The organism is Demequina sp. NBRC 110056 (genome assembly GCF_002090155.1).
In the GTDB taxonomy this organism is placed as follows: Bacteria; Actinomycetota; Actinomycetes; order Actinomycetales; family Demequinaceae; genus Demequina.
In genome coordinates, this window is record NZ_BBRM01000002.1 from 423,011 (window position 1) to 445,710 (window position 22,700).

Genomic DNA, 22,700 nt, shown 5'->3' on the forward strand with positions numbered 1-22,700 from the left:
GCGCATCCCCTAGGCTGGAATCGTGAAGACCTTCGACGAGCTGTTCGACGAGCTGTCCGCGCGCGCCCAGGAGCGCCCCGAGGGATCGGGCACGGTCGCGATGCTCGACAAGGGCGTCCATGCGATTGGCAAGAAGCTCGTCGAGGAGGCCGCGGAGTCCTGGATGGCCGCCGAGTTCCAGAGCTCGGACGAGGCCGCCGAGGAGATCTCCCAGCTCCTGTACTGGACCCAGGTGATGATGGTCGCGAAGGGTCTCACGCCTGCCGACGTCTACCGCCACCTCTAGCCCGTCACCGCCACACCGTCGCCGTGACCCCACCACCTGTCAGCCCCCGCACCTGAAGGACCCCCGTGCTCCGCATCGCCGTTCCCAACAAGGGCTCGCTGTCCGAGCCCGCCGCCCAGCTTCTGCGCGAGGCCGGCTACAAGCAGCGTCGCGACCCCCGCGAGCTGGTGCTGGTCGACGCCCGCAACGAGGTCGAGTTCTTCTTCCTGCGCCCGCGTGACGTCGCGGTGTACGTCGGCTCCGGCACCGTCCACGCCGGCATCACCGGCCGGGACCTGCTGCTCGACTCGGGCGCCGCAGCCACGGAGCACCTCGAGCTGGGCTTCGGCGGCTCGACGTTCCGCTACGCCGCCCCGGCGGACGCCGTCACGAGCATCGACCAGATCGCGGGCAGGCGGGTGGCCACCAGCTACCCGCGCCTCGTGAAGCACCACCTCAAGTCCTTCGGCGTCGAGGCGACCGTGGTGCGCCTGGACGGCGCCGTCGAGTCGTCGGTGCGCCTCGGGGTGGCCGATGTGGTGGCCGACGTGGTCTCGACCGGCACCACGCTGAGGGCGGCGGGCCTCGAGATCTTCGGCGACCCGATCCTCAAGTCCGAGGCGATCCTCATCAAGGGCCCCGACGTCGACGACGACGAGCTCGCCGTGCTGACCGGCCGCCTGCGGGGCGTCCTCATGGCGCGCCAGTTCGTGCTCGTGGACTACGACGTGCCGGACGAGCAGCTCGACGACGCGATCGCGGTCACGCCCGGCTTCGAGGCGCCCACGGTGACGCCCCTGCACGGCAAGAGCTGGCACGCGGTGCGGGTGATGATCCCGCGCAGCGAGGTCAACCAGATCATGGACCGCCTGCACGCGGCGGGAGCGCGCGGCATCCTCACCACGGAGCTGCTCGCGGTGCGGCTGTAGATGGCGGAGACGATCGCGGCCGAGCAGCGCCGGCTCAACCTGATGCTCGCGCTCAGCGCGACGCGTCATCGCCTCACGCGCGAGCAGATCCGCTCGCAGGTCGAGGGCTACGACACGGTGCCGTCCGGCGCGACCGACGGCGAGCGCAAGCGCGCCGACGCCGCGTTCGAGCGCAAGTTCGAGCGTGACAAGGACGAGCTGCGCCGCATGGGCATCCCGCTGCGCACCGTCACGGACCCGGCCCACAAGGACGACCTCGGCTACCGGATCGACGGCGACGTGTCCATGCCGGTGCTCGACCTGTCGGTCCGCGACGCGGCCGTGCTCGCGATCGCGGCGCAGTACTGGTCGGGCGAGTCCCTCGCCGCCGACGCGCGCCACGGCTACGCCAAGCTCGTCTCCGCGATCGAGCACGCCGACAGCCCCGCGTTGCCCTTCGGCGGCATGTCGACGTCGGGCTCAGGCGACGTGACCGCCGCCCTCGCCGAGGCCGCGAGCCTGCGCCAGCGCGTGCAGTTCGAGTACGCCTCGGCGAGCTCGCCCACGCGGGTGCGCACCGTGCAGCCGTGGGGCATCGTGCTGCGCGCCGGCGTCGAGTACCTGGTCGCCTGGGACGAGGACGCCGAGGCGCAGCGGGTCTTCCGGCTCGTGCGCGTGCTGGGTGCGGTCAAGGCCGTCGGCGACCCGGACGCCTTCGAGCGGCCGGCGACGATCCCGCTGGGGAGCCTGGACAGCGCCGAGACCCTCGCAACCGCCGTCATCGCGCTGCGGCCCGAGGCCGGCCACGCCCTGCGACGACGCGGCGAGGCCGCGGGCGTCGACTCCGGCTGGGAGCTGTTCCGCGTCGCGTACCGGCACGAGGACCTCCTGCGCGCGGAGGTGCTCGCCCTCGGTGGTGCCGCGCGGGTGATCGAGCCGACGACCCTCGCGGATTCCGTCCTGTCCCACGCCGCCGCCGCGCTGGAGGTGGCCCGTGGCTGAGACCTCACGCGACCGCATGGTGCGCATGCTCGGCATGGTGGCCTACCTCGAGGCGAACGGCCGGACCCCCGTCGCCGTCCTCGCCCAGCACTTCGGCGTGACCGCCAAGCGCGCCTCCGACGATCTGTGGACGCTCGGCATGAGCGGCATCCCGCCCTACCTGCCGGACGAGATGCTCGACTTCGACTTCGACGCGCTGGACGAGGGCGTGGCCGTGCTGCGCGACTCGCTCGGTGTCAGCCAGGTGCGCCTCAGCGGCCAGGAGGCCGTCGCGCTCACCGGCGCGCTGGCCACGCTCATCGCGGCCGGCACCGCACCCGACGGCGCCGAGGACGTGCTCGAGCGCATCACCGCCGCCTTCGGCGAGGTCGCCCCGGTCACCGTGCTCGGCGGCGACGACAGCCCTGCGACGGAGGTGCGCGACACCCTCGCGGGCGCCATCGCCTCCGGAACCGCCGTGCGGCTCACCTACGTCGATGCGAACGACCGCCGCACCGAGCGCGTGATCGAGCCGCATCGGCTGGTCGCGATCGACGGCATCGGATACGTGGAGTGCTGGTGCCGCAAGGCCGCCGACCACCGCACCCTGCGCCTCAGTCGCGTGGTGAGCGCCGATGCGCTCGCCGAGCCCGCGTCCCACGCGCCTTCCGAGCAGCACGGGTTCGACCTCGAACGTCGGTACGAGGCCACGGTGCGGCTCGCCCGGGCCGCCCGATGGGCTCTCGAGGACCTGCCCGGCGCCTCCGTGACGGACGACGGGGACACGGCGACCGTGACGTTCGGCGTCACCGACCCCGCGTGGACCGCGGGGCGCCTGCTGTCGGTCGCTCCGCAGCTCGTGAGCGTCGAGCCCGCCGAGCTGCGCGACGCGCTCGCGCGGCACGCCGATGCCGTCCTGACCGCGCAGCGCGCTTAGACTGTGGTGTCCGCCCGCTACTGAGGAGAACGCATGGGACCCCGCGAGATCATCATCATCGCCGTGATCGTCGTGCTGCTGTTCGGCGCCCCCAAGCTTCCGGAGCTCGCGCGCAGCATCGGCAAGTCGATGCGCATCCTCAAGGACGAGACCAAGTCCCTGACCGAGGACGACGACCAGGGCAAGGACAAGGGCGCCGCCAAGCCGGGCGCCGCGTCCTCCGAGGCTCCCAAGGCCTCGACGCCCGACGCCCCGCAGTCGACGGTCGACCTCCCCGACGACGAGGCGCGTGGCAAGTAGTCGCGCGCGTGGCGGTGACCGCGACGCGCGGATGCCGCTCGCCGCACACCTGCGCGAGTTCCGCAACAGGCTGATCCTCGCCGCTGCCGGCATCGCGGTCGGCGCGATCATCGGCTGGTTCTTCTACGAGCCTGTCTTCGACGCCCTGCAGAAGCCCGTCCTCGAGGCCGCCGAGCAGTCCGAGGGCCTCGTGTCCATCAACTTCTCGGGCCTCGTCACGGCGCTCGACATGCAGATCAAGGTGTCGCTGTTCATCGGCATCGTGCTGTCGGCACCGTGGTGGCTCTACCAGCTCTGGGCATTCGTGGCGCCGGGCCTCGAGAAGCGCGAGAAGCGCTACACGTTCGGCTTCCTGGGCACGGCGATCCCGCTGTTCGTCGGCGGCATCGCGCTCGCCTGGTGGGTGTACCCGCGTGCGGTCGACATCCTCACGGGCTTCACGCCCGAGGGCGGCTCGAACTTCCTCGATGCCCAGATGTTCATGACCTTCACCATGCGGCTGTTCCTCGCGTTCGGCATCGCCTTCGTGTTCCCGGTCGTCATGGTCTTCCTGTCCTGGGCGGGGATCGTCAAGCCGCGCACCTGGCTGCGCGGCTGGCGCTGGGCGGTCATCATCATCTTCACCGCCGCGGCCGTCCTCACGCCCACGCCCGACGTCTTCACGATGCTGATGATGGCGGGGCCGATGTCTGCCCTGTACTTCGGCGCCATCGGCGTCGCCTCGCTCAAGGGCAGGCTCGGAAGGCGACGCCGGACATGAGCGCTGGTCGTCCGTGACGACGCTGGGCGTCATCACCAATCCGACAGCGGGGTCGGGGAGGGGACAGCGATGGGGCGCCGAGGCGCTCGCGCTGCTCGCCGCGCGCGGCCACCGCGTGCGCGACCTCTCCCGCGGCACCTGGGCCGCCTCCCTCGAGGAGGCCCGCGGTCGCCATCGCGACCTCGACGCCCTGGTGGTCGTCGGCGGCGACGGGATGGTGCACCTGGGCGTGCAGGCGTGCGCCGGCACGCGGCTGCCGCTCGGCATCGTGGCGGCGGGGTCGGGCAACGACGCCGCCAGCTCGCTCGGGCTTCCCATCCACGACGTGCAGGGCGCGGTGGACGCGATCGAGCGCGGGCTCGACGGTGACGTCGCACGCATCGATCTCGGTCGCATCGACGGCCCGGGCGTGGCCGATCGCAAGGGGCGTCGCTACTTCTCCGCGGTGCTGTCCATGGGCATCGACGCCGCGATCGCCGCGTCGGGCAACCGCATGCGCCACCCGCGTGGGCCGCTCAAGTACAAGGTCGCGACGCTCAAGGAGCTGCCGCGCTTCCGCCCGTACGGCGTGCGCATCGAGGCGGACGGCGAGGCGTGGGAGCAGACGTGCACCCTCATCGCGGTCGCCAACGGCCCGGTGTTCGGGGGAGGGCTGTGCATCTCGCGCGACTCGTCACTTGTCGACGGGATGCTCGAGGTGGTGGTCGCGGAGGCGGTGACCCGGCGGCGCATCCTGCAGCTGTTCCCCAAGCTGTACGACGGCTCCGTCATCGACGAGCCCGAGGCGCGGGTCATCCGCGCCCGCCGCGTGCGCATCGGCCCTGCGGGCCCGTCCGCCGGCCACCCAGGTGACGGGCCCGCCGGCCCCGCCCCGGGCGGCGCGGCCCTGCCCGCCGCCTTCGCCGACGGCGAGCTGGTCGGGCCCGCGCCGCTCGACATCCGCGCCGAGCCAGGCGCCCTGCGAGTGCTCGGCGGAAGGCCGGATAGCCTGAGGGCATGAGCACTCCAGCGGAGCGCTTCGCCGCGGCGAAGGCACGGGCCCGGCACCAGGATCTGATCGACTTCGAGTCGAGCCTGTCGTTCCCGCTCGACGACTTCCAGCGTGAGGCGTGCGCCGCGGTCGCGGACGGGCACTCCGTGCTCGTCGCGGCGCCGACGGGCGCCGGGAAGACCATCGTCGGCGAGTTCGCCGTGCGCCACGCGGTCGAGCGTGGCGAGAAGGCGTTCTACACGACGCCCATCAAGGCGCTGTCGAACCAGAAGTTCGCGGAGCTGCGCCGCGTCTACGGCGAGGACCGCGTGGGCCTGCTCACCGGCGACACGTCGATCAACTCCGAGGCCCAGGTCGTCGTCATGACCACCGAGGTGCTGCGCAACATGATCTACGCCTCGTCACCCACCCTCGACAGCCTCGGTGCCGTGGTGCTCGACGAGGTGCACTACCTCGCGGATCGCTACCGGGGCTCGGTGTGGGAGGAGGTCATCGTCCACCTCGACGCCAAGACCGCGATCATCTCGCTGTCCGCCACCGTGTCGAACGCCGAGGAGTTCGGAGACTGGCTCACCGAGGTGCGCGGCGACACCAAGGTGATCGTGTCCGAGCGCCGTCCGGTGCCGCTGTGGCCGCACGTGATGGTGCGCGAGGGCATCTTCGACCTGTACGCACCGGGCGTCGACCCGCTGGACCCGGGGCCGACCCCGCGCCTCAACCCCGAGCTCGAGGCCATCACCAAGCGCCAACGCCACGAGTCCGAGGCGCGGTACCGCGGCCGGCGACCCGCGCGCGGCGGCAGGCGGCCTCAGGGCCGCCGCAGCCCACCACGCTTCGCCGTGGTCGACGTGCTCGACCGTCAGGCGCTGCTGCCCGCCATCGTGTTCGTGTTCTCGCGTGCCGGCTGCGAGGACGCCGTCGAGCAGGTGCGCGGGGCAGGACTGCGCTTGACGACGGACGAGGAGCGGGCCGAGATCGCGCGGATCGTCGACGAACGCTGCGCCGCGCTGCCCACCGAGGACCTCGGAGCGCTCGGATACCCGCGCTGGCGCGACCACCTCGAGGCGGGCATCGCCGCGCACCATGCCGGCATGATCCCGTTGTTCAAGGAGGTCGTCGAGCAGCTGTTCGCGGCGGGGCTCATCAAGGTCGTCTACGCGACCGAGACCCTCGCGCTGGGCGTCAACATGCCGGCCCGCTCCGTCGTCCTCGAGAAGCTCGTGAAGTGGGACGGCCAGGGGCACCAGGACCTCACGGCGGGGGAGTACACCCAGCTCACCGGCCGTGCGGGACGCCGCGGCATCGACGTCGAGGGCCACGCCGTGGTGGTCGAGCACCCGGGCTTCGACGCGGCCCAGCTGGGGCGCCTGGCGTCTCGTCGCACCTACCCGCTCATCAGCTCGTTCCAGCCGTCGTACAACATGACCATCAACCTCGTCGGCCGGTCGGGCGTGACGAAGGCTCGCGAGCTCCTGGAGCTGTCCTTCGCGCAGTACCAGGCGGACCAGTCGGTGGTCGGCAAGGCCCGCAAGGCGCGGGAGCTCGACGCGACCCTGGACGGCTTCCGCGAGGCGGCTGCCTGCGACAAGGGCGACTTCATGGAGTACGCCGCCCTGCGGGAGCGGCTGAACCGCCTGCAGAAGAACGCCGCGAAGGCCGCCTCGCGCCAGCGTCGCGAGGCCACCGCGTCGATGCTCGCGGGGCTCGCGCGCGGCGAGGTGGTGCGCATCGGCGGGGGCAAGCGAGCCGGCCTGGCCGTCGTCGTGACACCGGATGCCGACGAGGTGGCGCCGAGACCCACCGTCATCACCGTCGACGGGCGCCAGTTCCGCCTCGCGGTCTCGGAGCTGCACCACGGCGTCGAGAGCGTGGGCCACGTGAAGGTGCCTCGGCGCTTCGAGCCGCGAGACGCGCGGGCCCGCAAGGAGCTCGGGCAGGTCGTCCATGGCGCGCGGCACACGTTCGAGCTCGACGAGGTGAAGCGGTCCCGTCGTCCCGCCGGCCCCGACCGCGAGGTCGAGGACCTGCGCCGAGCGCTGCAGAGCCATCTCTGCCACCGATGCCCCGACCGCGAGGATCACGCGCGCTGGGCCGAGCGCCACTTCCGCGCCCGCCGCGACCGTGATCGTGTGGTGGGAGAGATCTCGCGCGCGACGGGTTCCATCGCGAAGGTGTTCGACCGTCGGTGCGACGTGCTGCGCGAGCTCGGCTACCTCGAGGGCACCGGAGAGGACACCGCGATCACCGACGCCGGCGTGAGCCTGCGCACGCTCTACTCGGAGAACGACCTCGTCATGGCCGAGTGCCTGCGCACGGGCGCCTGGGCGCAGCTGCATCCTCCGGCGCTGGCGGCCACCGTGTCGTCGCTGCTGTACCGCGGCAGGCGCGAGGACGAGGTGCGCACGCCCAAGGTGCCGGGTGGCCCGCGCGGCGTGCTCGGTCAGGTCCTCGCCGAGACACAACGCGTGTGGTCCCGCATCGACGACCTGCAGACGGACAAGGGCCTCCCAGAGCTGCCGCCGCCGCACTGGGGCATCGTCGGGCCGATCCACGGCTGGGCTCAGGGCAAGGGACTCGACACCGTGCTGCGCGACACCGAGATCGCCCCGGGCGACATGGTCCGCTGGTGCAAGCAGGTCATCGACGTGCTCGACCAGATCGCGCAGTCAGCCCCGCAGCCCCAGCTCCGCGCACGGGCCCACACGGCGATCGACGCGATGCGCCGCGGGGTCGTCGCGTACTGATCGCGGTGCTGGTCGCGCTCCTCCTGCGCGGCTGCGCGGGCCACGGGTGAGGCTCGCCTAGGCTTAGGCGCGTGACGTTTCTGCTGCGCCTGTCCGTCGCTGGGGTCGGAGGCCTGGCCCTCGCCGCGGCGTTCCCCGACCTGGGTTGGTGGCCGCTCGCATACGTCGGCCTCGCGGCGCTGTGGCTGTCGCTCGCTCGCGCGCAGGCCTGGGGCGGCTTCCTCTACGGCTGGGCTTTCGGCACCGCGTTCATGCTGCCGCACGTGTGGTGGGCGCACGAGGCCGTGGGCGCGATCCCGTGGGTCGCCCTGTCCGTCGCGTCCGGCGCCTTCTACGGACTGTTCGGCGCCGCGTGGGCGCACGTGCGCCGGTCGGGGATGCTGCGCGGCGGCGTCTGGGCGGAGGCGCCCGTGTTCGCCGTCCTGTGGGCGGGCATGGAGCAGCTCCGTTCCGTGGTGCCGTTCGGCGGCTTCCCGTGGGGCAGGATCGCGTTCTCGCAGCTGGACGCCTCCGTGTCCGCGCTGGCGTGGGTCGGGGGAGCGGCGCTCGTGTCGTTCGCCGCCGCCCTGGCAGGGGCGCTGCTCGGAGGCGGCCTCGAGGCGCTCATGCGCCGGCACCTGGTCACGGGCCTCGCTGCACCGATCGCCGGCATCGCCGTGGTCGCGTCCGGCATGGCCATCCCCCTGAGCCCGCAAGGGGAAGGGGAGGAGCTGCGCCTCGCGATCATCCAGGGCAACGTCGAGAATCCCGGGCTCGACGCCTTCGCCAACGCACGCGAGGTCACGGCGAACCATCGCGACGGCACCCTCGAGCTCGTCGCGACGGACCCCGGGCCCATCGACCTGGTCGTGTGGCCCGAGAACTCCGTCGACTACGACCCCCGCACGGACGCGGACTCCGCGGCGATGGTCACCGAGGCGGCGCAGGCCGCTGGCGCTCCCGTGCTGCTCGGCACCAACGACTACTCGCCGGACGACGGCCGCTACAACACCTCGCTCGTGTGGACGCCGGGCGGCATGGTGCTCGACACCTACGCCAAGCAGCGTCCCGCGCCCTTCGCCGAGTACATCCCCCTGCGCAGCATCGCGCGCAACTTCAGCGACGAGGTGGACCGCGTGACGACCGACGTGCTGCCCGGCGAGGGCCCGGCGACCGTCGACGTCCCCATCGCGGCGCTCGATCGCACGGTCACCATCGGCACCGTCATCTGCTTCGAGGTCGCCTACGACCCGATCGTCACCGGCTCGGTGGCGTCCGGCGCAGAGGTGCTCATCGTCCAGACGAACAACGCGTCCTTCGGCGACACCGCCGAGTCGACGCAGCAGCTCGCGATGAGCCGCCTGCGCGCCATCGAGACGGGCCGCTCGACGGTGCAGATCTCGACCGTCGGGGTGAGCGGCGTCATCGACCCGACGGGGCGCATCCTGCAGGAGACGGAGCTGTTCACCGCCGCCCAGATGTACGCGGAGACGCCGCTGCGCACGGACATCACGCCCGCGGTGCGCTTCCGGCTCGTGTGGCAGTGGCTGCCTCTCGTGGTCGCTCTTGGGTTCGTCGGGTCCGCGGTGTCCCGGCGGCTCGCGAACAGGTACGAATGGTGACGCGCACCCTCGTCATCATCCCCACCTACAACGAGCGCGACTCGCTTCCGGGCCAGGTGGACGCGGTGCGCGCGGCCGTGCCCGACGCCGACATCCTGGTGGTCGACGACGCGTCTCCCGACGGCACCGGCCGGTGGGCCGATGCGCGCGCGGCCGAGGACGGGCAGGTGTCCGTCCTGCATCGGCCCGGCAAGCAGGGGCTGGGAGCCGCCTACCTCGCCGGCTTCGCGTGGGGCCTCGAGCGTGGCTACGACGTGCTGGTCGAGATGGACGCGGACGGCTCGCACCGCGCGGAGGACCTGCCCCGCGTCCTGGGCGCGCCGGGCTCGTGGGACCTGGCCATCGGATCGCGTTGGATCCCCGGTGGAGCGGTCGAGAACTGGCCCGCGCATCGGCGCCTGCTGTCGACCGGGGCGAACACGTACGTGCGGCTCATGCTCGGCGTCCCCATCCACGACGCGACGGCGGGCTTCCGGGCGTATCGCGCCGACGCGCTGCGGAGCCTGGACCTCGCCGGCGTCGAGTCCCAGGGCTACTGCTTCCAGGTGGACATGGCGTGGCGCGTCGTGAAGGACGGCGGAACCGTCGTGGAGGTTCCCATCACCTTCGTCGAGCGCGAGCAGGGACAGTCCAAGATGTCCGGCGCGATCATCCGTGAGGCCCTCGTGAAGGTCACCGCCTGGGGAATGAAAGAACGCGCGACGCAGATGCGTCGCGCGTTCGGGGGAGGGTCGCGCTAGCCGATGCGGCCGGCGCGCAGGAGCTCGAGGCGCTCGTCGAGCAGGTCCTCGAGCTCGGCGATCGAGCGGCGCTCGAGCAGCATGTCCCAGTGGGTGCGCTGAGTCTTCTCGTCCTTCACCTCGGGGCGGTCGCCGTCACGCAGCAGCGCGAGCGAGCCGCAGTGGCACTCCCACGACAGGGGGACGTCGGCCTCGACCGAGAACGGAAAGGTCAGGACGTGCCCGTTGGGGCAGTCGTAGTGGACGTCGCGGCGCTCCGCGAGCTCCGCATTCGCCGGGGTCTCCATGCTCTGGGTTCCCAGTCGCATGCCACGCAATGCTCGATCAGCCATGTCAGCCTCCCTCTCGTCGCGGACGGGGTGGTGTCCGCCCTTGAGGAACGTCCCTGGTGCGGCTTATGTTCCCTCGACGGCGTTCCCAGTCGCGGGAACGGCCGAAGCGGGCACGAGAAGGCGCACCGCGAGCGCTCCGAGCGCCGCGCCGACGAGCTGCGCACCGATGAAGGGCAGCACGGACGACGGCGCGATCCCGGCGAACGTGTCGGTGATCATGCGGCCCACCGTGATCGCGGGGTTGGCGAACGAGGTCGAGCTCGTGAAGTAGTACGCGGCGCCGATGTAGGCGCCGACGGCCGGCGCGATCCACGCCGTCCGTCGCGCACGGACCAAGAGGAAGATCGTGCCGATCAGGCCGGCCGTCGCCACGACCTCGGCGAGCAGGTGCGGCGCGGTCGCTCGCTCGGTGGTCGACCAGGTCGCCGGGCCGAGGTCGAACATGAGGTTCGCGACGACCGCACCCGAGAGGCACCCTGCGATCTGCGCCGCGATGTAGAGCGCTGCCTCGGACGCGCTGCGGTCCTGGGGGGCGAGCACCCGCTCGGCGAGGGTGACGACCGGGTTGAAGTGCGCACCGGAGATTCCGGCGAAGACGGCGATGAGCACCGCGAGCGCGAGCGCAGTCGCATACGAGTTCTGCAGCAGCTGGAGCCCGACGTCCGTGGGGGAGAGGGAGGCGGCCGCGATCCCCGAGCCGATCACCGCTGCGGCGAGCCCCGCGGAGCCGAGGTACTCCCCGAGGAGCCGGCGGGCCGTCGCTGCCGTCACGCCAGGAGGTCGGCGAGCAGCGCCTCGACGCGACCGCGGATCTCGTCTCGGATGGGCCGCACCGACTCGATGCCCTGCCCAGCCGGGTCCTCGAGGACCCAGTCCTCGTAGCGCTTGCCGGGGTAGTAGGGGCAGGCGTCGCCGCAGCCCATGGTGATGACCGCATCGGACGCCTGCACCGCCTCGGGGGTGAGCACCTTCGGCTGCTCGGCACGGATGTCGATGCCCTCCTCGAGCATCGCCGCCACGGCGGTGGGGTTGATCTGGTCGGCTGGCATCGATCCCGCGGACCGGACCTCGACGCGCCCCTGGCTGAGGTGGGTCATGTATCCGGCCGCCATCTGGGAGCGCCCGGCGTTGTGGACGCAGACGAAGATCACGGAAGGCTTGTTCTCGCTCATGCGGCCAGGCTTCCGCAAACATTGACGACTGTCAATATCGACAAGTGTCGATGTGGTGAACTAGGGTGGCGCGCATGGCGATCGGCGAGAACCTCCTGGCGGACGATGCCGTGTGCTCCCCGGGTTCGCCGCTGACGCTGCCTCAGGCGCCCGACGCCTCGCTCGCCGGCTCGCTGCGCGTGCTCGCTGACCCGACCCGCCTGCGCATCGTCCAGATCCTGGCCGCGAACGGCTCCGTGTGCGCGTGCGACCTCGAGCCGCCGCTCGGGCTCAGCCAGCCCACCGTGTCGCACCACCTGCGCCAGCTCGTCCAGGCGGGGATCGTCGAGCGCGAGAAGCGGGGCACGTGGGCGTTCTACCGCGTCACACCGGGGATGATCGGCGCGATCGCCGAGGACCTCGGCGCCATCGAACGCGCCTGACGCCCGACGGGCCAAGGGTCGAACGTGCGTGAGGTTGGGCGCGCCCGCGGTCCGGCGCGCCGCGCCGATCACTCGTGCGCCGCGGCCGCGAGCCATGACAGCGCCTGCGGCGCGTGCTCGAGGATCGAGATGTGTCCCGCGTCGGGGACGAGCCGCAGCTCCGCGCCCATCCTTGCGGCGAGCCAGCGACCGTGAGCGGGCGGCACGATGCGGTCGGCCTCGCCGTGGACGACGAGCACGGGGGCCGTGATGGCGTCCACCTCGGCGCGCCAGTCGCGCACGTAGGCCATGTCATCGTCGATCGCGCCGTCGAGGTCGTCGGGCCCCATCGCCCCCGCGACGCGTCCCAGCCACTCCCAGCCCTCGTCGAGGGAGCGCAGGTCGGCCGCCGTGAACTCGGGGTCGTAGCCGTCGTCCTCGGCGGCGCGACGTTCGGCGTCGCCCGCCTCGGCGGCCGTGAGGACGCGCCGCCCCGACGCGATCATGCCGTCGTACCAGTCGATCCCGTCGGCGTCGCGCGGCGCGAGGCCGGCGATGACCGCCGCCGCGACCGCACGGGGATCGGCACCAGCGCATGCCAAGGCGTGCGGGCCACCGCCCGAGTACCCGAGCACGGCGTAGCGGTCCAGGCCGAGCGCATCGGCCGCGTCCGCCGTGTCGCTCGCGACGTCGCCGACGCGGCGGCCTGCCAGCCGCTCCGACTCCCCGTATCCCGGGCGATCGACGCCCAGCAGCCGCAGGTGGAGCTCGTCAGCGAGCGCGAGGAGGGGCGCCGGCGGCTCGCCGATGCCCGGCGTGCCGTGATGCCAGAACACCGCGAGAGATGGGCCCGAGCCGCGGGTGCCGGCGTCGTGCAGGCGTAGGCGCCGGCCGTCCGAGGCCGTGATCGAACGCGTCTCGATGCCCATGTCGGGAGCCTAGCGAGGCCCTCTCGGCCGCGCGAGTCTCGGGAGCCCGGCGCTGTCCGAGCAGGACCGCACCCACGATCGCGGCGGCACCCGCGAGCTGGACCCACGACAGGGCCTGGCCGAGGGCGACCCACCCGAGCGTCGCCGCGACCAGGGGCGCGAGGAAGGCCAGCGTGCTGACCTGGCCCGCGGGAAGCGCGAGAACGCCGCGGAACCACAGCACATAGGCGACCACGCCGCCGAGGACGCCGAGCCAGGCGTAGCCACCGACGTTCGCCCAGGTGAGGTGAGACGGCAGGCCTTCCAGCACCAGCATCGGCGCCACGAGCACGGCGCCGCCCCAGACCAGCTGCCAGGCCGTGAAGGACAGCAGGTCGACCGGCCGGCCCCACCGCTTGGTGAGGACCACGCCGAATGCGGTCGAGGCGCCCGCCGCGAGGCCGGCGAGCACCCCCACGAGGTCGACGGAGGCGTCGGGGGTGAGCACCAGCAGCGCGACGCCCGCGAGCCCGACGCCGGCGGCGACGAAGGTGCGCGCACGCGCGATCTCGTGCAGCACGACGACGGCGAGCACCGCGACGATGAGCGGGTGCACGGCGCCGAGCGTCGCCGCGACGCCCCCGGGAAGCCGGTACGCCGACACGAAGAGCAGCGCGAAGAACGCGCCGATGTTGAGGACGCCGAGCACCGCCGACCGCCACCACCACGCCCCGCGGGGGAGGGTGCGGGTGAAGGCCAGCAGGACGAGACCGGCGGGCAGCGCGCGGAGGACCGAGGCGAGCAGCTGGCGGTCGGGCGGGAGGAGCTCCGTGGTCACGAGGTACGTGGTGCCCCAGAGCGCTGGGGCGATCGCGGTGGCGGCGATGAGGCGGGTGCGGTTCATGGGGACTCCTGTATCTTGATGTCAAGATATATCACATCCTTTGATGTCAAGATATTCCGGAGGGGACATGGACGCGGTCGGGTACTTCGTCGAGCAGTGGGCGCACGAGCGTCCGGAGCTGGACGTCTCGCCTATGGCGACCATCGGCCGGCTGTCGCGCATGGCGGCCGTGGTGCAGACCAAGCTCGACGCGGTGTTCGCCGAGCACGACCTGCAGTCCTGGGAGTTCGACGTCCTCGCGTCGCTGCGCCGGTCGGGGGAGCCGTACTCGCTTACGGCGGGCGAGCTGGATCGCACGATGATGATCACGTCGGGCACCACGACGCACCGCATCACCCGGCTCGAGGCGCGCGGCTTCGTCGAGCGCGTGCGCGACGAGGACGACAGGCGAGTGGTGCACGTGCGCCTCACCGACGAGGGCCGGCGCGTGTGCGACGTCGTCCAGGACGCGCATATGGCGAACGAGCGGGCGATCCTCGACCTGCTCGGCCCCGCCGACCTCGAGCGCCTCCGCTCCGGGCTCGAGGCGCTGGCCGAGGCGCTGGGCGACGTGCCGCCCGCGCATCCTCGCCGGTGACATTACTTGAGGCTTCAAGTATCGTGGGGGAGTGACGACTTCACTCTCCGCCGACACGGCGATGGGCGCCGTGACCCTCAAGGTGTCCGATCTCGACACGATGATCGCGTACTACCGCGACGGCGTGCTGCTCGACGTCCTGAGCGAGGGCGGGGGAGCCGCGGTGCTCGGCAGGCACGGCGTGCCCGTGGTGGTGCTCGAGCACGCCCCGGAGCTCCCGTTCCCCAGGCCCGGCAGCGCGGGACTGTTCCACACCGCGATCGTCTTCGACTCCCGCGGCGAGCTCGCGCGCTCGCTGCGCTCGATCGCGCTGCGCTACCCGGGGACGTACACCGGCAGCGCCGACCACCTCGTGTCGATCGCCTTCTACATGACCGATCCGGAGGGCAACGGCGTCGAGCTGTATTGGGATCGCGAGCGCACCGCGTGGTCCTGGACGCACGGGCAGGTCGAGATGAGCTCGCTGTACGTGGATCCGAACGGGTTCCTGCAGGAGCACCTCGACGTGGAGACGGCCGATGCGCGCGCCGGCATGGCAGCGGCACGCGTGGGCCACGTGCACCTGTCGGTGGGCGACGTGGCGTCGGCACGTGCGTTCTACGCCGATCACCTGGGCTTCGACGTGACCGCCTCGCTGGGAGATCAGGCGCTGTTCGTCTCCGCCGGCGGGTATCACCACCACATGGCGATGAACGTCTGGGGCTCTCGCGGCGCCGGGCTGCGGGCGCCCGCCCTGGGGCTCGGGCTGGTGCGCATCGAGGTCCCCTCGGCCGACGCGCTGGGCGAGGCCGGCGAGCGACTGCGTCACCACGGACACCAGACGGCCGACGACGGGCGAACGCTCGCGGTGGACGACCCGTGGGCCAACCGCATCGTGCTCGGCGTCGGCGGCGCCTAGGGTGCCACAGTGATGTACAGGGTTGCCGGGGCGTCCGATGTGGACGCGCTGTGGACCATGCTCGGCTACGCCTTCGACTGGCGGGGGCGCGGCGACCTCAGCCTTGAGGCCCTGCGCGACGCGCCACACATCGCGCACTACGTGAGCGGGTGGGGACGTGCGGGCGACCACGGGATCCTCGCCGAGACCGAGTCGACGGTCGCCGGCGCGGCCTGGGTGCGGTTGCTCACGTCCAAGGACCCGGGCTACGGGTACGTCGCGGACGACGTCCCGGAGCTCTCGATGGCGGTCGCACCTGAGTTCAGGGGCCGCGGGCTCGGCAGAGAGTTGCTCACGCGCGTGATCGACGAGGCCACGACTCGAGGCGTACGCGCGATCAGCCTGTCGGTGGAGGACGGCAACGAGGCCGCGCGTCATCTCTACGAAGCGTCGGGGTTCGTCGTCGTGGGACGCAACGGCGGCTCCGACACGATGGTCACGTCTGTGGACCGCAGAGGGCGGGATGGACGTGCCTAGCGGCGACCGCACATGGCCCGCCGCTGAGGAGCTCGCGGCGCCGGGGCTGACCCTGGAGCCGCTCAGCGCCGAGCACACGGGCGAGATGGCGCGTGTCCTCGCGCCCGTCGAGCTGTACGCGTTCACCGGAGGTGCGCCTCCCACTCAGGGCGAACTCGAGCGACGTTATGTCAGGCAGTCTCGTGGGCATTCGCCAGACGGCACCCAGGGGTGGCTCAACTGGATCGTTCGCGACCACGCGACGGATCAGGCGGTGGGCTACGTCCAGGCCACGCTCGACATCGACGACGGCGCGATGGCGGCAACGGTGGCATGGCTCGTGGAGCCGTCGTTCCAGGGTCGCGGGATCGCGAGCTCTGCAACGGCGGCGATGCTGCGCTGGCTGCGCAGCCAGGACGTGCACGACATCAGGGCGCTCATCACGCCCGGGCATGAGGCGTCCGAGGGCGTCGCGCCGCGGGTCGGCATGAGGCCGCTCGAGCGGATCGAGGACGGCGAGACCGTCTGGGTTGCGTAACGCCGATAATGCACATTATGTCATTTCGCCGACTGGTGGCGAGAGGTGCGTGTTCACGCCGCACGGGTGCCCGCCACCACCCCGCCGGTGCGCTGCTGCTCGCTCCCGGCACGGCGTGACCCGGCGCGACCGGGCACCGAGGCGCGGACGGGACCGCGCGCGTCGTCGGGCGGCTAGCGCTGCAGCATCACCACGTCGGACTCGTCCCGGCCACCCACGGTGAAGGTGCGGGAGCCGACCACCTCGAACCCGCATCGGCGATAGAACGCCTGCGCTCGGGCGTTCTCGTCGTTCGTGCCGAGCCACACCGGCAACGGACCGTGCTTCGCGACGGCAGCGTCGATGGTCGCCTCGAGCAGGCGCACCGCGAGGCCACCGCCCTGGACGCCCGGCAGCGCGTAGATCTTGGACAGCTCGTGGATGCGCGCCGTGTCGATGCCAACCGCATTGAGTGCCTCAGCTGCCAGCGCGTCCCCGCACGGGCCCGTGACGACGAGCGCGTACGCGCACAGCCCCACCGCACCGTCCGCGACGAGCACCGTGCAGTCGTCTCGGTCGATCCAGCCGCGGATGACCTCCGCGCTGAGCTTGGTGCGCACGTGCTCGGCGATGGCCGCGGGGGTGGTGCTCGGCGGGCACGCGAGCGGGAAGGTCGCCGCAGCGAGATCCACGAGCGCGTCGAGATCGCGGGGCGCGGCGCGGCGGAGCTCGATGGATGCGTCTGTCACGCCTGGCAGTGTGCCATACGGTGCACCGCCGTCAGTCCTCCGCTGCGGTCCCTCCCCTGGGGTCAGACGGCCGCGACCGCCCTCAGCTCGGTCGCGAGCCGTCCCGCCCAGCCACGTGCCGCGGCGAAGTCGCGGAAGTCGCCGCGCGGAGGGTTGAGGGCCCTGATGATGGCCTTCTCCCCCACGTTCAGCCGCTCGTAGTCGAGCGCACCCGGGAAGCGCTGGTGCTTCCTCGCGCCGACGTCGCGAGCGAGCGCGTCCGCCTCGTCGAGGCCTTGGCCCGGTCGGACCACGGTCTCCATCCCGCACGAGAACATGTACACCTCGCGGCGGCGCAGCTCGACGAGGTGATCGCGGATCAGCTCCGAGGCGTCCCGGCGCCACAGGCCTCCGTAGACCGCGCTGCCGACGACGACGGCGTCGTAGTAGGTGACGCTCAGCACGTCGCAGGCGTCCTGGACGTCGACCTCGAAGCCGCTCTCCTCGAGCACGCCCGCGATCGCGTCCCCGACCTCGCGCGTCGAACCGTACTTCGAGCCGGTGGTGACCAGAACCTTCATGACGACCTCCCTGGGGTGATGAGCCCAGTCTCCCGCCGCCGCCGTCGCGTCTCGAGGGACCTACGTCCCCGGCGGGACCGCGCCTACTGAGCGAACGCCGTCGTCGTCAGGAAGGCGTGCAGCTCCGCCCGCCACACCTGCCAGGTGTGCGCTCCCGGAACGTTCGTCTCGGTGACCCGGCCACCCGCCTCGCGGTAGGCCGCCGCACGCTCGGGCGACGAGTCGGCGATGCCGACGATCCCGTCGTCGACGCCCACCCCGACATGGATGCCGGCGGCCTGCCGGACAGCCCTGCGCGCCTGCGCATCGAGGCCATGCCACCCTTCGGGCACGGGGGCGGCCGACCAGATCCCGTACCAGGCGAAGAGCTCAGGATGCCGCTCGAGCAGCCCAACGGCCAACGCCCCGCCCATCGACAGACCACCGAACGCGCGGTGATCGCGCTCCGACGAGACGTGGAACGCGGACTCGACGTACGGCAGCACGCCCGTGGTGAGCTCGTCGACGTAGGCGGCGTGGAAGGCGGCGGAGCCGGTCGGCTCGTCCGTCAGTCCGCCGAAGTCGGTGGTCACCGCGACGATAGCCGGGATGTCCCCGTCCGCGATCGCGTGATCGAGGATCTGCGCTGCGCGGCCGTCGGCGAACCAAGCAGTCTCGTTCTCCCCCATGCCGTGGGACAGCACGAGCAGCGGATACGGCTCGGGGCGATCCGGGTCGTACCCGGACGGGAGGTAGACGCCGAGCGCACGCTCGCCCTCAGGCGCCGTCGAGAGCGCCGACGCATACGTATGGTGCTCGAGCCGTCCCCTCTCCCCCTCGGCGGCGTCGCTCTCGTAGCCCACGTCGTAGGTGGGATGCTCGGAGTCGGAGGGGACGTACACCTGGCTCGTGCGCTGGTGGCCCGCTCCCTCTTCCCCGGCGAACGGCGGAGGGTTGGTCGGATCGAGATGGCCGCGGCACAGCGCTGCGCGTTCGCACTCGCCCTCCACGAACCCGTAGCTGTAGGTCCCTGCCGGCATCGCGGTGGCGAGCTCCCACCAGCCGTCGGGCTGGAGCTCCAACGCCGCCGGTGGCTGGGAGACCAGCGGGTGCGACACATCGCCGGGACGCCAGTCGTCTCCGAGGCGAGCGTCGTGGCCGAGGGTGCGCGTAATGGCGTCGGGCGACGTGAAGTACGCGTCGCCCACGAGGCCCACCGCCTCCGCGTCGGGTGCCCAGTAGCGGAACGTCACCTCGTAGCCGGTCGGCGATCGCTCCGTGGGCGTCACGATGACGCCGTCGCCGCTCACCTCGCCGCTCACCTCAGCGGGCTCCGACGAGCAGGCAGCGAGGACGCCGACAACCAGTGCGGTGACGGACCACGCCAGACCCCGACGGGGCACCGAGGGACCGCGCGTCACTGGACTCACCCCCCTGCCGACCGAGTTCCTCGATCGTAGACCCGGCGGGCGCGCCGCGACCGGCTCAGCCCACCTCGAGGATCAGGTCCCCTCCCCCGAGCGTCATGGTGCCCTCGAACGCGATTCGCTTGACCGTGCCAGCGATCGGCGTGGTGATCGCGGACTCCATCTTCATGGCCTCGATCAACGCGACGGTCTGACCGACCTCGACGGCATCGCCCTCGGAGACCGTCGGCGCGACGGCGCCCGAGAACGGGGAGCCGATCGACCCCTGTCGTGCCGGGTCGGCCTTCTCGCGCGCCACGACCTCCACGGCGGCCGACTCGTCTCGGACCTGGACCGGCCTGATCGAGCCGTTGTAGGTGAAGATCGCCGTGCGTTCGCCGTGGTCGTCGGGCTCGCCGAGCGCCTCGAGCGACACGATCATGCGCACGCCGCGATGCAGGTCGATGCTGACCTCCTCGCCGCTGCCGATCGACATGCCGTACAGGTACCGGAACGTGTCGACCACGGAGATGTCGCCGTACCGGGCGACGGCCTCGTCGAAGTCCTTGGCGGGTCCCGGGAAGAGCAGATGGTTCAGGCGGCGGCGGCGCTCGGGACCGGCCGATGCGAGGGCCGCCCGGTCGTCGTCGCTGAGGTCCTCTCGCGCGCGGCCCTCTCCCCTGCCCTCGAGGGCCTTGGAGCGGAACGGCTCGGGCCAGCCGCCCGGCGGGTCGCCGAGCTCGCCCTGGAGGAACCCGATGACGCTGTCGGGAAGGTCGTAGCTGCCCGGGTTGTCCTCGAAGTCCGCCGGATCCGCGCCTGCCGCCACCAGGTGCAGCGCGAGGTCGCCTACGACCTTGGACGAGGGCGTGACCTTGACGAGACGGCCCAGGATGCGGTCTGCCGCCGCATACATGTCCTCGATCTGCTCGAACTTGTCGGCCAGGCCCAGCGAGATCGCCTGCTGGCGGAGGTTCGAGAGCTGGCCGCCGGGGATCTCGTGTCGGTACACACGACCCGTCGGTCCTGGCAGACCGGACTCGAACGGCGCGTAGAGCTTGCGCACGGCCTCCCAGTAGGGCTCGAGGTCCTGAGCCGCGGCGAGCGAGATCCCCGTGTCCCGCGACGTGTGCTCGAGCGCGGCCACGAGAGCGCTCATCGGCGGCTGGGACGTGGTCCCCGCCATGGCCGCGGACGCCACATCCACGGCGTCCACCCCGGCCTCCGCCGCGGCGAGGAGCGTGCCGATCTGGCCGCCGGCAGTGTCGTGGGTGTGCAGGTGCACGGGGAGGTCGAATCGACGGCGCAGGGCGTCGACGAGCATGTACGCGGCGGCCGGGCGCAGCAGTCCCGCCATGTCCTTGATCGCGAGCATGTGGGCGCCGGCCTCGACCAGCTGGTCCGCCAGTCGAAGGTAGTAGTCGAGCGTGTAGAGGTCCTCGTCGGGCGCGATCATGTTGCCCGTGTAGCACAGCGTCGCCTCGGCCACGGATTGACCGGTCGCGCGCACGGCCTCGATGGCGGGGCGCATCTGCTCGACGTCATTCAGGGCGTCGAAGATGCGGAAGATGTCGATCCCGGTCTCGGTCGCCTCCTCGACGAAGGCGCGCGCCACCTCATCCGGGTACGGCGTGTACCCGACGGTGTTGCGTCCCCGGAGCAGCATCTGGAGCGCGACGTTGGGCACCGCCTTGCGCAGGTCCTCGAGGCGCAGCCAGGGGTCCTCCGACAGGAAGCGCATCGCGACGTCGTAGGTGGCGCCGCCCCAGCACTCGATCGACAGCAGATCAGGAGTCATGCGGGAGACGTGGCCGGCGGCCTTGACGAGGTCGTAGGTGCGCACGCGGGTGGCGAGCAGCGACTGGTGAGCATCGCGCATCGTCGTGTCGGTCACCCGGAGAGCCTTCGCGGCGCGCAGCTCCGCGGCGAAGCCCTCGGGGCCGAGCTCGAGGAGCCGCTGGCGCGACCCTGACGGAGGCTCTTCGGTGAGGTCGATGGCCGGGAGCTTGGAGGCCGGCTGCAGTGCGGCGGCCGGAGGCTCGCCGTGCGGGCGGTTGACCGTCTGGTAGCCCAGGAACGAGAGCAGCTTGGTGGACCTCTCGGCGCTCTCCGGCACCTCGAGCAGCTGCGGACGCTGCTCGATGAACGCGGTCGTCACTCCCCCGGCACGGAAGTCCGGGTCGTCGACGACGGCACGGAGGAAGCGGATGTTGCTCGTGACGCCGCGAATCCGGAACTCGGCGAGGGCGCGCGCCGAGCGTCGTACGGCGGTCTCGAAGTCGTGTCCGCGGCACGTGAGCTTGACCAGCATCGAGTCGAAGTGTCCTGTGACCGTGTGCCCCGCCATGCCGGTCGCGCCGTCGAGGCGGATGCCCGCACCGCCCGGCGAGCGGTACGCCAGGATGCGGCCCGTGTCCGGAAGGAAGCCGTTCGTGGGGTCCTCGGTCGTGATGCGTGTCTGCACCGCGAAGCCCTTGGTGCGGATCTCCTCCTGGACGATGCCGATGTCTTCGAGGGTCTCCCCCGAGGCGATCCTCATCTGGGCGCTCACGATGTCGATGTCGGTGACCTCCTCGGTCACCGTGTGCTCGACCTGGATGCGGGGGTTCATCTCGATGAAGACGTGCTGGCCCGCGCGCTCCCCCTCGGTAGCGAGCAGGAACTCGACGGTCCCGGCGTTGCGGTAGCCGATCGACTCGGCGAAGGCCACGGCGTCCCGACACAGGGCCTCGCGGATCTCCGGGTCGAGCGCGGGCGCCGGGGCGATCTCCACGACCTTCTGGTGGCGCCGCTGGACGGAGCAGTCGCGCTCGTAGAGGTGGACGATGTTGCCCTCGCCGTCGGCGAGGATCTGCACCTCGATGTGCCGGGGGCCGAGCACGGCCTGCTCGAGGAAGACCGTCGCGTCTCCGAAGGCGTTGCTTGCTTCGCGCATGGCCGCAGCCAGCGCGTCGGGAAGGTCCTCACGCCGCTCGACGCGGCGCATCCCGCGTCCGCCACCTCCGGCGACGGCCTTGACGAAGACCGGGAAGCCGATGCGGTCCGCGGCCTCGACGAGCTCGTCAGGGTCGGTGGAGGGCTCGGAGGAGTCGAGCACCGGCACCCCCGCGGCACGCGCCGCCTTGAGCGCCGCGACCTTGTCTCCTGCCTGCGCGAGCACCTCGGGCGGCGGGCCGATGAAGGTGATCCCCTCCTCCTCGCAGCGCCGGGCGAGATCCACGTTCTCCGACAGGAAGCCGTACCCCGGGTAGATCGCGTCGGCGCCGGAGAGCTTCGCGACGCGGATCATCTCGTCGATGTCCAGGTAGGCCTTGACGGGATGGCCCTCGACCCCGATCTCGTATGCCTCGTCCGCCTTCACCCGGTGCTCGGACAGGCGATCCTCGTGCGGGAAGACCGCCACGTGGCGGGCGCCGAGCTCGTAGGCGGCGCGGAACGCGCGCACCGCGATCTCGGCGCGGTTGGCGACCAGGACTTTAGAGAACATTGACTTCCCTTCGACGTTCGCCTCAGTCTGCCAGCCAGAACGCGCCCCGTCATCGCCGACGGGCGGGAAGGTTTCGAAAGTTGCTTAG

Annotated in this window: 24 protein-coding genes; 15 read left to right on the forward strand and 9 right to left on the reverse strand. The window is 71.7% G+C overall.

Translation table 11 applies throughout. The features are described from left to right. The first annotated feature begins 22 nt into the window (after nt 1-22). The 10 genes from B7K25_RS01980 (at nt 23) to B7K25_RS02025 (ending at nt 10,227) form a co-directional block, all read left to right on the forward strand. Nucleotides 23-286 carry a phosphoribosyl-ATP diphosphatase gene (locus tag B7K25_RS01980; protein ID WP_084103727.1) on the forward strand — a complete coding sequence of 88 codons (264 nt, stop codon included), beginning with the start codon at nt 23-25 and terminating at the stop codon, nt 284-286. Nucleotides 287-351: 65 nt separating this feature from the next. Then, nucleotides 352-1,194 carry an ATP phosphoribosyltransferase gene (gene hisG, locus B7K25_RS01985; protein WP_084103729.1) on the forward strand — a complete coding sequence of 281 codons (843 nt, stop codon included), beginning with the start codon at nt 352-354 and terminating at the stop codon, nt 1,192-1,194. Beyond that, the gene (locus B7K25_RS01990; protein WP_084103731.1) at nt 1,195-2,175 is read left to right on the forward strand and encodes a YafY family protein; all 981 of its coding nucleotides are present in this window, start codon (nt 1,195-1,197) and stop codon (nt 2,173-2,175) included. After that, on the forward strand, nt 2,168-3,091 hold the full coding sequence (locus B7K25_RS01995) for a YafY family protein (protein WP_084103733.1): 924 nt from the start codon (nt 2,168-2,170) through the stop codon (nt 3,089-3,091). The genes B7K25_RS01990 and B7K25_RS01995 overlap by 8 nt, the downstream gene beginning before the upstream one ends. A gap of 33 nt (nt 3,092-3,124) precedes the next feature. Further along, the gene (tatA, locus tag B7K25_RS02000) at nt 3,125-3,391 is read left to right on the forward strand and encodes a Sec-independent protein translocase subunit TatA (RefSeq protein ID WP_084103735.1); all 267 of its coding nucleotides are present in this window, start codon (nt 3,125-3,127) and stop codon (nt 3,389-3,391) included. Beyond that, on the forward strand, nt 3,381-4,151 hold the full coding sequence (tatC, locus tag B7K25_RS02005) for a twin-arginine translocase subunit TatC (protein ID WP_234988035.1): 771 nt from the start codon (nt 3,381-3,383) through the stop codon (nt 4,149-4,151). Before tatA ends, tatC begins: the two co-directional genes overlap by 11 nt. 13 nt (nt 4,152-4,164) lie before the next feature. Next, nucleotides 4,165-5,151, forward strand: a complete 987-nt coding sequence (locus B7K25_RS02010) for a diacylglycerol kinase family protein (protein ID WP_084103739.1) — start codon at nt 4,165-4,167, stop codon at nt 5,149-5,151. Next, nucleotides 5,148-7,886, forward strand: coding sequence for an RNA helicase (locus B7K25_RS02015; protein WP_084103741.1), 2,739 nt, complete (start codon nt 5,148-5,150; stop codon nt 7,884-7,886). Before B7K25_RS02010 ends, B7K25_RS02015 begins: the two co-directional genes overlap by 4 nt. 71 nt (nt 7,887-7,957) lie before the next feature. Continuing rightward, nucleotides 7,958-9,487: an apolipoprotein N-acyltransferase gene (gene lnt / locus B7K25_RS02020; RefSeq protein WP_084103743.1), complete on the forward strand. Its 1,530-nt coding sequence runs from the start codon at nt 7,958-7,960 to the stop codon at nt 9,485-9,487. Further along, a complete protein-coding gene (locus B7K25_RS02025; protein WP_084103745.1) occupies nt 9,481-10,227 on the forward strand; it encodes a polyprenol monophosphomannose synthase in 747 nt (248 codons plus the stop codon). The genes lnt and B7K25_RS02025 overlap by 7 nt, the downstream gene beginning before the upstream one ends. Here the strand turns inward: B7K25_RS02025 and B7K25_RS02030 are convergent. From B7K25_RS02030 to B7K25_RS02040, 3 genes are all read right to left on the reverse strand, one after another. Beyond that, nucleotides 10,224-10,559, reverse strand: coding sequence for an RNA polymerase-binding protein RbpA (locus B7K25_RS02030; protein ID WP_084103747.1), 336 nt, complete (start codon nt 10,557-10,559; stop codon nt 10,224-10,226). The genes B7K25_RS02025 and B7K25_RS02030 overlap by 4 nt on opposite strands. Before the next feature lie 63 nt (nt 10,560-10,622). Continuing rightward, nucleotides 10,623-11,330, reverse strand: a complete 708-nt coding sequence (locus B7K25_RS02035) for an aquaporin (RefSeq protein WP_084103749.1) — start codon at nt 11,328-11,330, stop codon at nt 10,623-10,625. Beyond that, nucleotides 11,327-11,731 carry an arsenate reductase ArsC gene (locus B7K25_RS02040; protein ID WP_084103750.1) on the reverse strand — a complete coding sequence of 135 codons (405 nt, stop codon included), beginning with the start codon at nt 11,729-11,731 and terminating at the stop codon, nt 11,327-11,329. Before B7K25_RS02040 ends, B7K25_RS02035 begins: the two co-directional genes overlap by 4 nt. 74 nt (nt 11,732-11,805) lie before the next feature. On the opposite strand from B7K25_RS02040, the gene B7K25_RS02045 reads away from it, so the two are divergent. Beyond that, entirely contained in the window at nt 11,806-12,153 is a 348-nt protein-coding gene (locus tag B7K25_RS02045) for a helix-turn-helix transcriptional regulator (protein WP_084103751.1), read from the forward strand. Nucleotides 12,154-12,221: 68 nt separating this feature from the next. On the opposite strand, the gene B7K25_RS02050 is transcribed toward B7K25_RS02045, so the two are convergent. Next, entirely contained in the window at nt 12,222-12,968 is a 747-nt protein-coding gene (locus B7K25_RS02050) for an alpha/beta fold hydrolase (protein WP_234988036.1), read from the reverse strand. After that, a complete protein-coding gene (locus B7K25_RS02055; protein WP_234988037.1) occupies nt 12,904-13,944 on the reverse strand; it encodes an EamA family transporter in 1,041 nt (346 codons plus the stop codon). Before B7K25_RS02055 ends, B7K25_RS02050 begins: the two co-directional genes overlap by 65 nt. Nucleotides 13,945-14,011: 67 nt before the next feature. Between B7K25_RS02055 and B7K25_RS02060 the strand changes: the two genes are divergently transcribed. The 4 genes from B7K25_RS02060 to B7K25_RS02075 all read left to right on the forward strand — a co-directional run bounded on the left by B7K25_RS02060 (nt 14,012) and on the right by B7K25_RS02075 (nt 16,452). Next, nucleotides 14,012-14,521 (forward strand): MarR family winged helix-turn-helix transcriptional regulator, encoded by a 510-nt coding sequence (locus B7K25_RS02060; RefSeq protein WP_084103753.1) that lies wholly within the window; start codon nt 14,012-14,014, stop codon nt 14,519-14,521. 61 nt (nt 14,522-14,582) lie between these two features. After that, nucleotides 14,583-15,419 (forward strand): VOC family protein, encoded by an 837-nt coding sequence (locus B7K25_RS02065; protein WP_084103754.1) that lies wholly within the window; start codon nt 14,583-14,585, stop codon nt 15,417-15,419. A 12-nt stretch (nt 15,420-15,431) separates the two neighbouring features. Next, nucleotides 15,432-15,935, forward strand: coding sequence for a GNAT family N-acetyltransferase (locus tag B7K25_RS02070; RefSeq protein ID WP_084103755.1), 504 nt, complete (start codon nt 15,432-15,434; stop codon nt 15,933-15,935). Beyond that, complete coding sequence (locus B7K25_RS02075; protein ID WP_084103756.1) at nt 15,922-16,452, forward strand: GNAT family N-acetyltransferase; 531 nt, start codon at nt 15,922-15,924, stop codon at nt 16,450-16,452. The genes B7K25_RS02070 and B7K25_RS02075 overlap by 14 nt, the downstream gene beginning before the upstream one ends. Before the next feature lie 173 nt (nt 16,453-16,625). Here the strand turns inward: B7K25_RS02075 and B7K25_RS13640 are convergent, their stop codons facing one another. The 4 genes from B7K25_RS13640 to B7K25_RS02095 form a co-directional block, all read right to left on the reverse strand. Continuing rightward, on the reverse strand, nt 16,626-17,180 hold the full coding sequence (locus tag B7K25_RS13640) for a GNAT family N-acetyltransferase (protein ID WP_159450087.1): 555 nt from the start codon (nt 17,178-17,180) through the stop codon (nt 16,626-16,628). 62 nt (nt 17,181-17,242) lie between these two features. Next, nucleotides 17,243-17,740: a flavodoxin domain-containing protein gene (locus tag B7K25_RS02085; protein ID WP_084103758.1), complete on the reverse strand. Its 498-nt coding sequence runs from the start codon at nt 17,738-17,740 to the stop codon at nt 17,243-17,245. Between the two features lie 83 nt (nt 17,741-17,823). Then, entirely contained in the window at nt 17,824-19,140 is a 1,317-nt protein-coding gene (locus B7K25_RS02090) for an alpha/beta hydrolase-fold protein (RefSeq protein ID WP_084103759.1), read from the reverse strand. A gap of 64 nt (nt 19,141-19,204) precedes the next feature. Next, complete coding sequence (locus B7K25_RS02095; RefSeq protein WP_084103760.1) at nt 19,205-22,612, reverse strand: pyruvate carboxylase; 3,408 nt, start codon at nt 22,610-22,612, stop codon at nt 19,205-19,207. Nucleotides 22,613-22,700 lie beyond the last annotated feature (88 nt).

What these genes read in the sequence shown, in the direction of transcription:
- B7K25_RS02055 (WP_234988037.1), bottom strand. Translation starts at nt 13,944, where the DNA reads ATGAACCGCACCCGCCTCATCGCCGCCACCGCGATCGCCCCAGCGCTC.
- B7K25_RS01990 (WP_084103731.1), top strand. Translation starts at nt 1,195, where the DNA reads ATGGCGGAGACGATCGCGGCCGAGCAGCGCCGGCTCAACCTGATGCTC.
- B7K25_RS02030 (WP_084103747.1), bottom strand. Translation starts at nt 10,559, where the DNA reads ATGGCTGATCGAGCATTGCGTGGCATGCGACTGGGAACCCAGAGCATG.
- B7K25_RS02040 (WP_084103750.1), bottom strand. Translation starts at nt 11,731, where the DNA reads ATGAGCGAGAACAAGCCTTCCGTGATCTTCGTCTGCGTCCACAACGCC.
- B7K25_RS02015 (WP_084103741.1), top strand. Translation starts at nt 5,148, where the DNA reads ATGAGCACTCCAGCGGAGCGCTTCGCCGCGGCGAAGGCACGGGCCCGG.
- B7K25_RS02095 (WP_084103760.1), bottom strand. Translation starts at nt 22,612, where the DNA reads ATGTTCTCTAAAGTCCTGGTCGCCAACCGCGCCGAGATCGCGGTGCGC.
- B7K25_RS02060 (WP_084103753.1), top strand. Translation starts at nt 14,012, where the DNA reads ATGGACGCGGTCGGGTACTTCGTCGAGCAGTGGGCGCACGAGCGTCCG.
- tatA (WP_084103735.1), top strand. Translation starts at nt 3,125, where the DNA reads ATGGGACCCCGCGAGATCATCATCATCGCCGTGATCGTCGTGCTGCTG.
- B7K25_RS02065 (WP_084103754.1), top strand. Translation starts at nt 14,583, where the DNA reads ATGGGCGCCGTGACCCTCAAGGTGTCCGATCTCGACACGATGATCGCG.
- B7K25_RS02025 (WP_084103745.1), top strand. Translation starts at nt 9,481, where the DNA reads ATGGTGACGCGCACCCTCGTCATCATCCCCACCTACAACGAGCGCGAC.
- B7K25_RS02070 (WP_084103755.1), top strand. Translation starts at nt 15,432, where the DNA reads ATGTACAGGGTTGCCGGGGCGTCCGATGTGGACGCGCTGTGGACCATG.
- B7K25_RS02085 (WP_084103758.1), bottom strand. Translation starts at nt 17,740, where the DNA reads ATGAAGGTTCTGGTCACCACCGGCTCGAAGTACGGTTCGACGCGCGAG.
- B7K25_RS02075 (WP_084103756.1), top strand. Translation starts at nt 15,922, where the DNA reads ATGGACGTGCCTAGCGGCGACCGCACATGGCCCGCCGCTGAGGAGCTC.
- B7K25_RS02045 (WP_084103751.1), top strand. Translation starts at nt 11,806, where the DNA reads ATGGCGATCGGCGAGAACCTCCTGGCGGACGATGCCGTGTGCTCCCCG.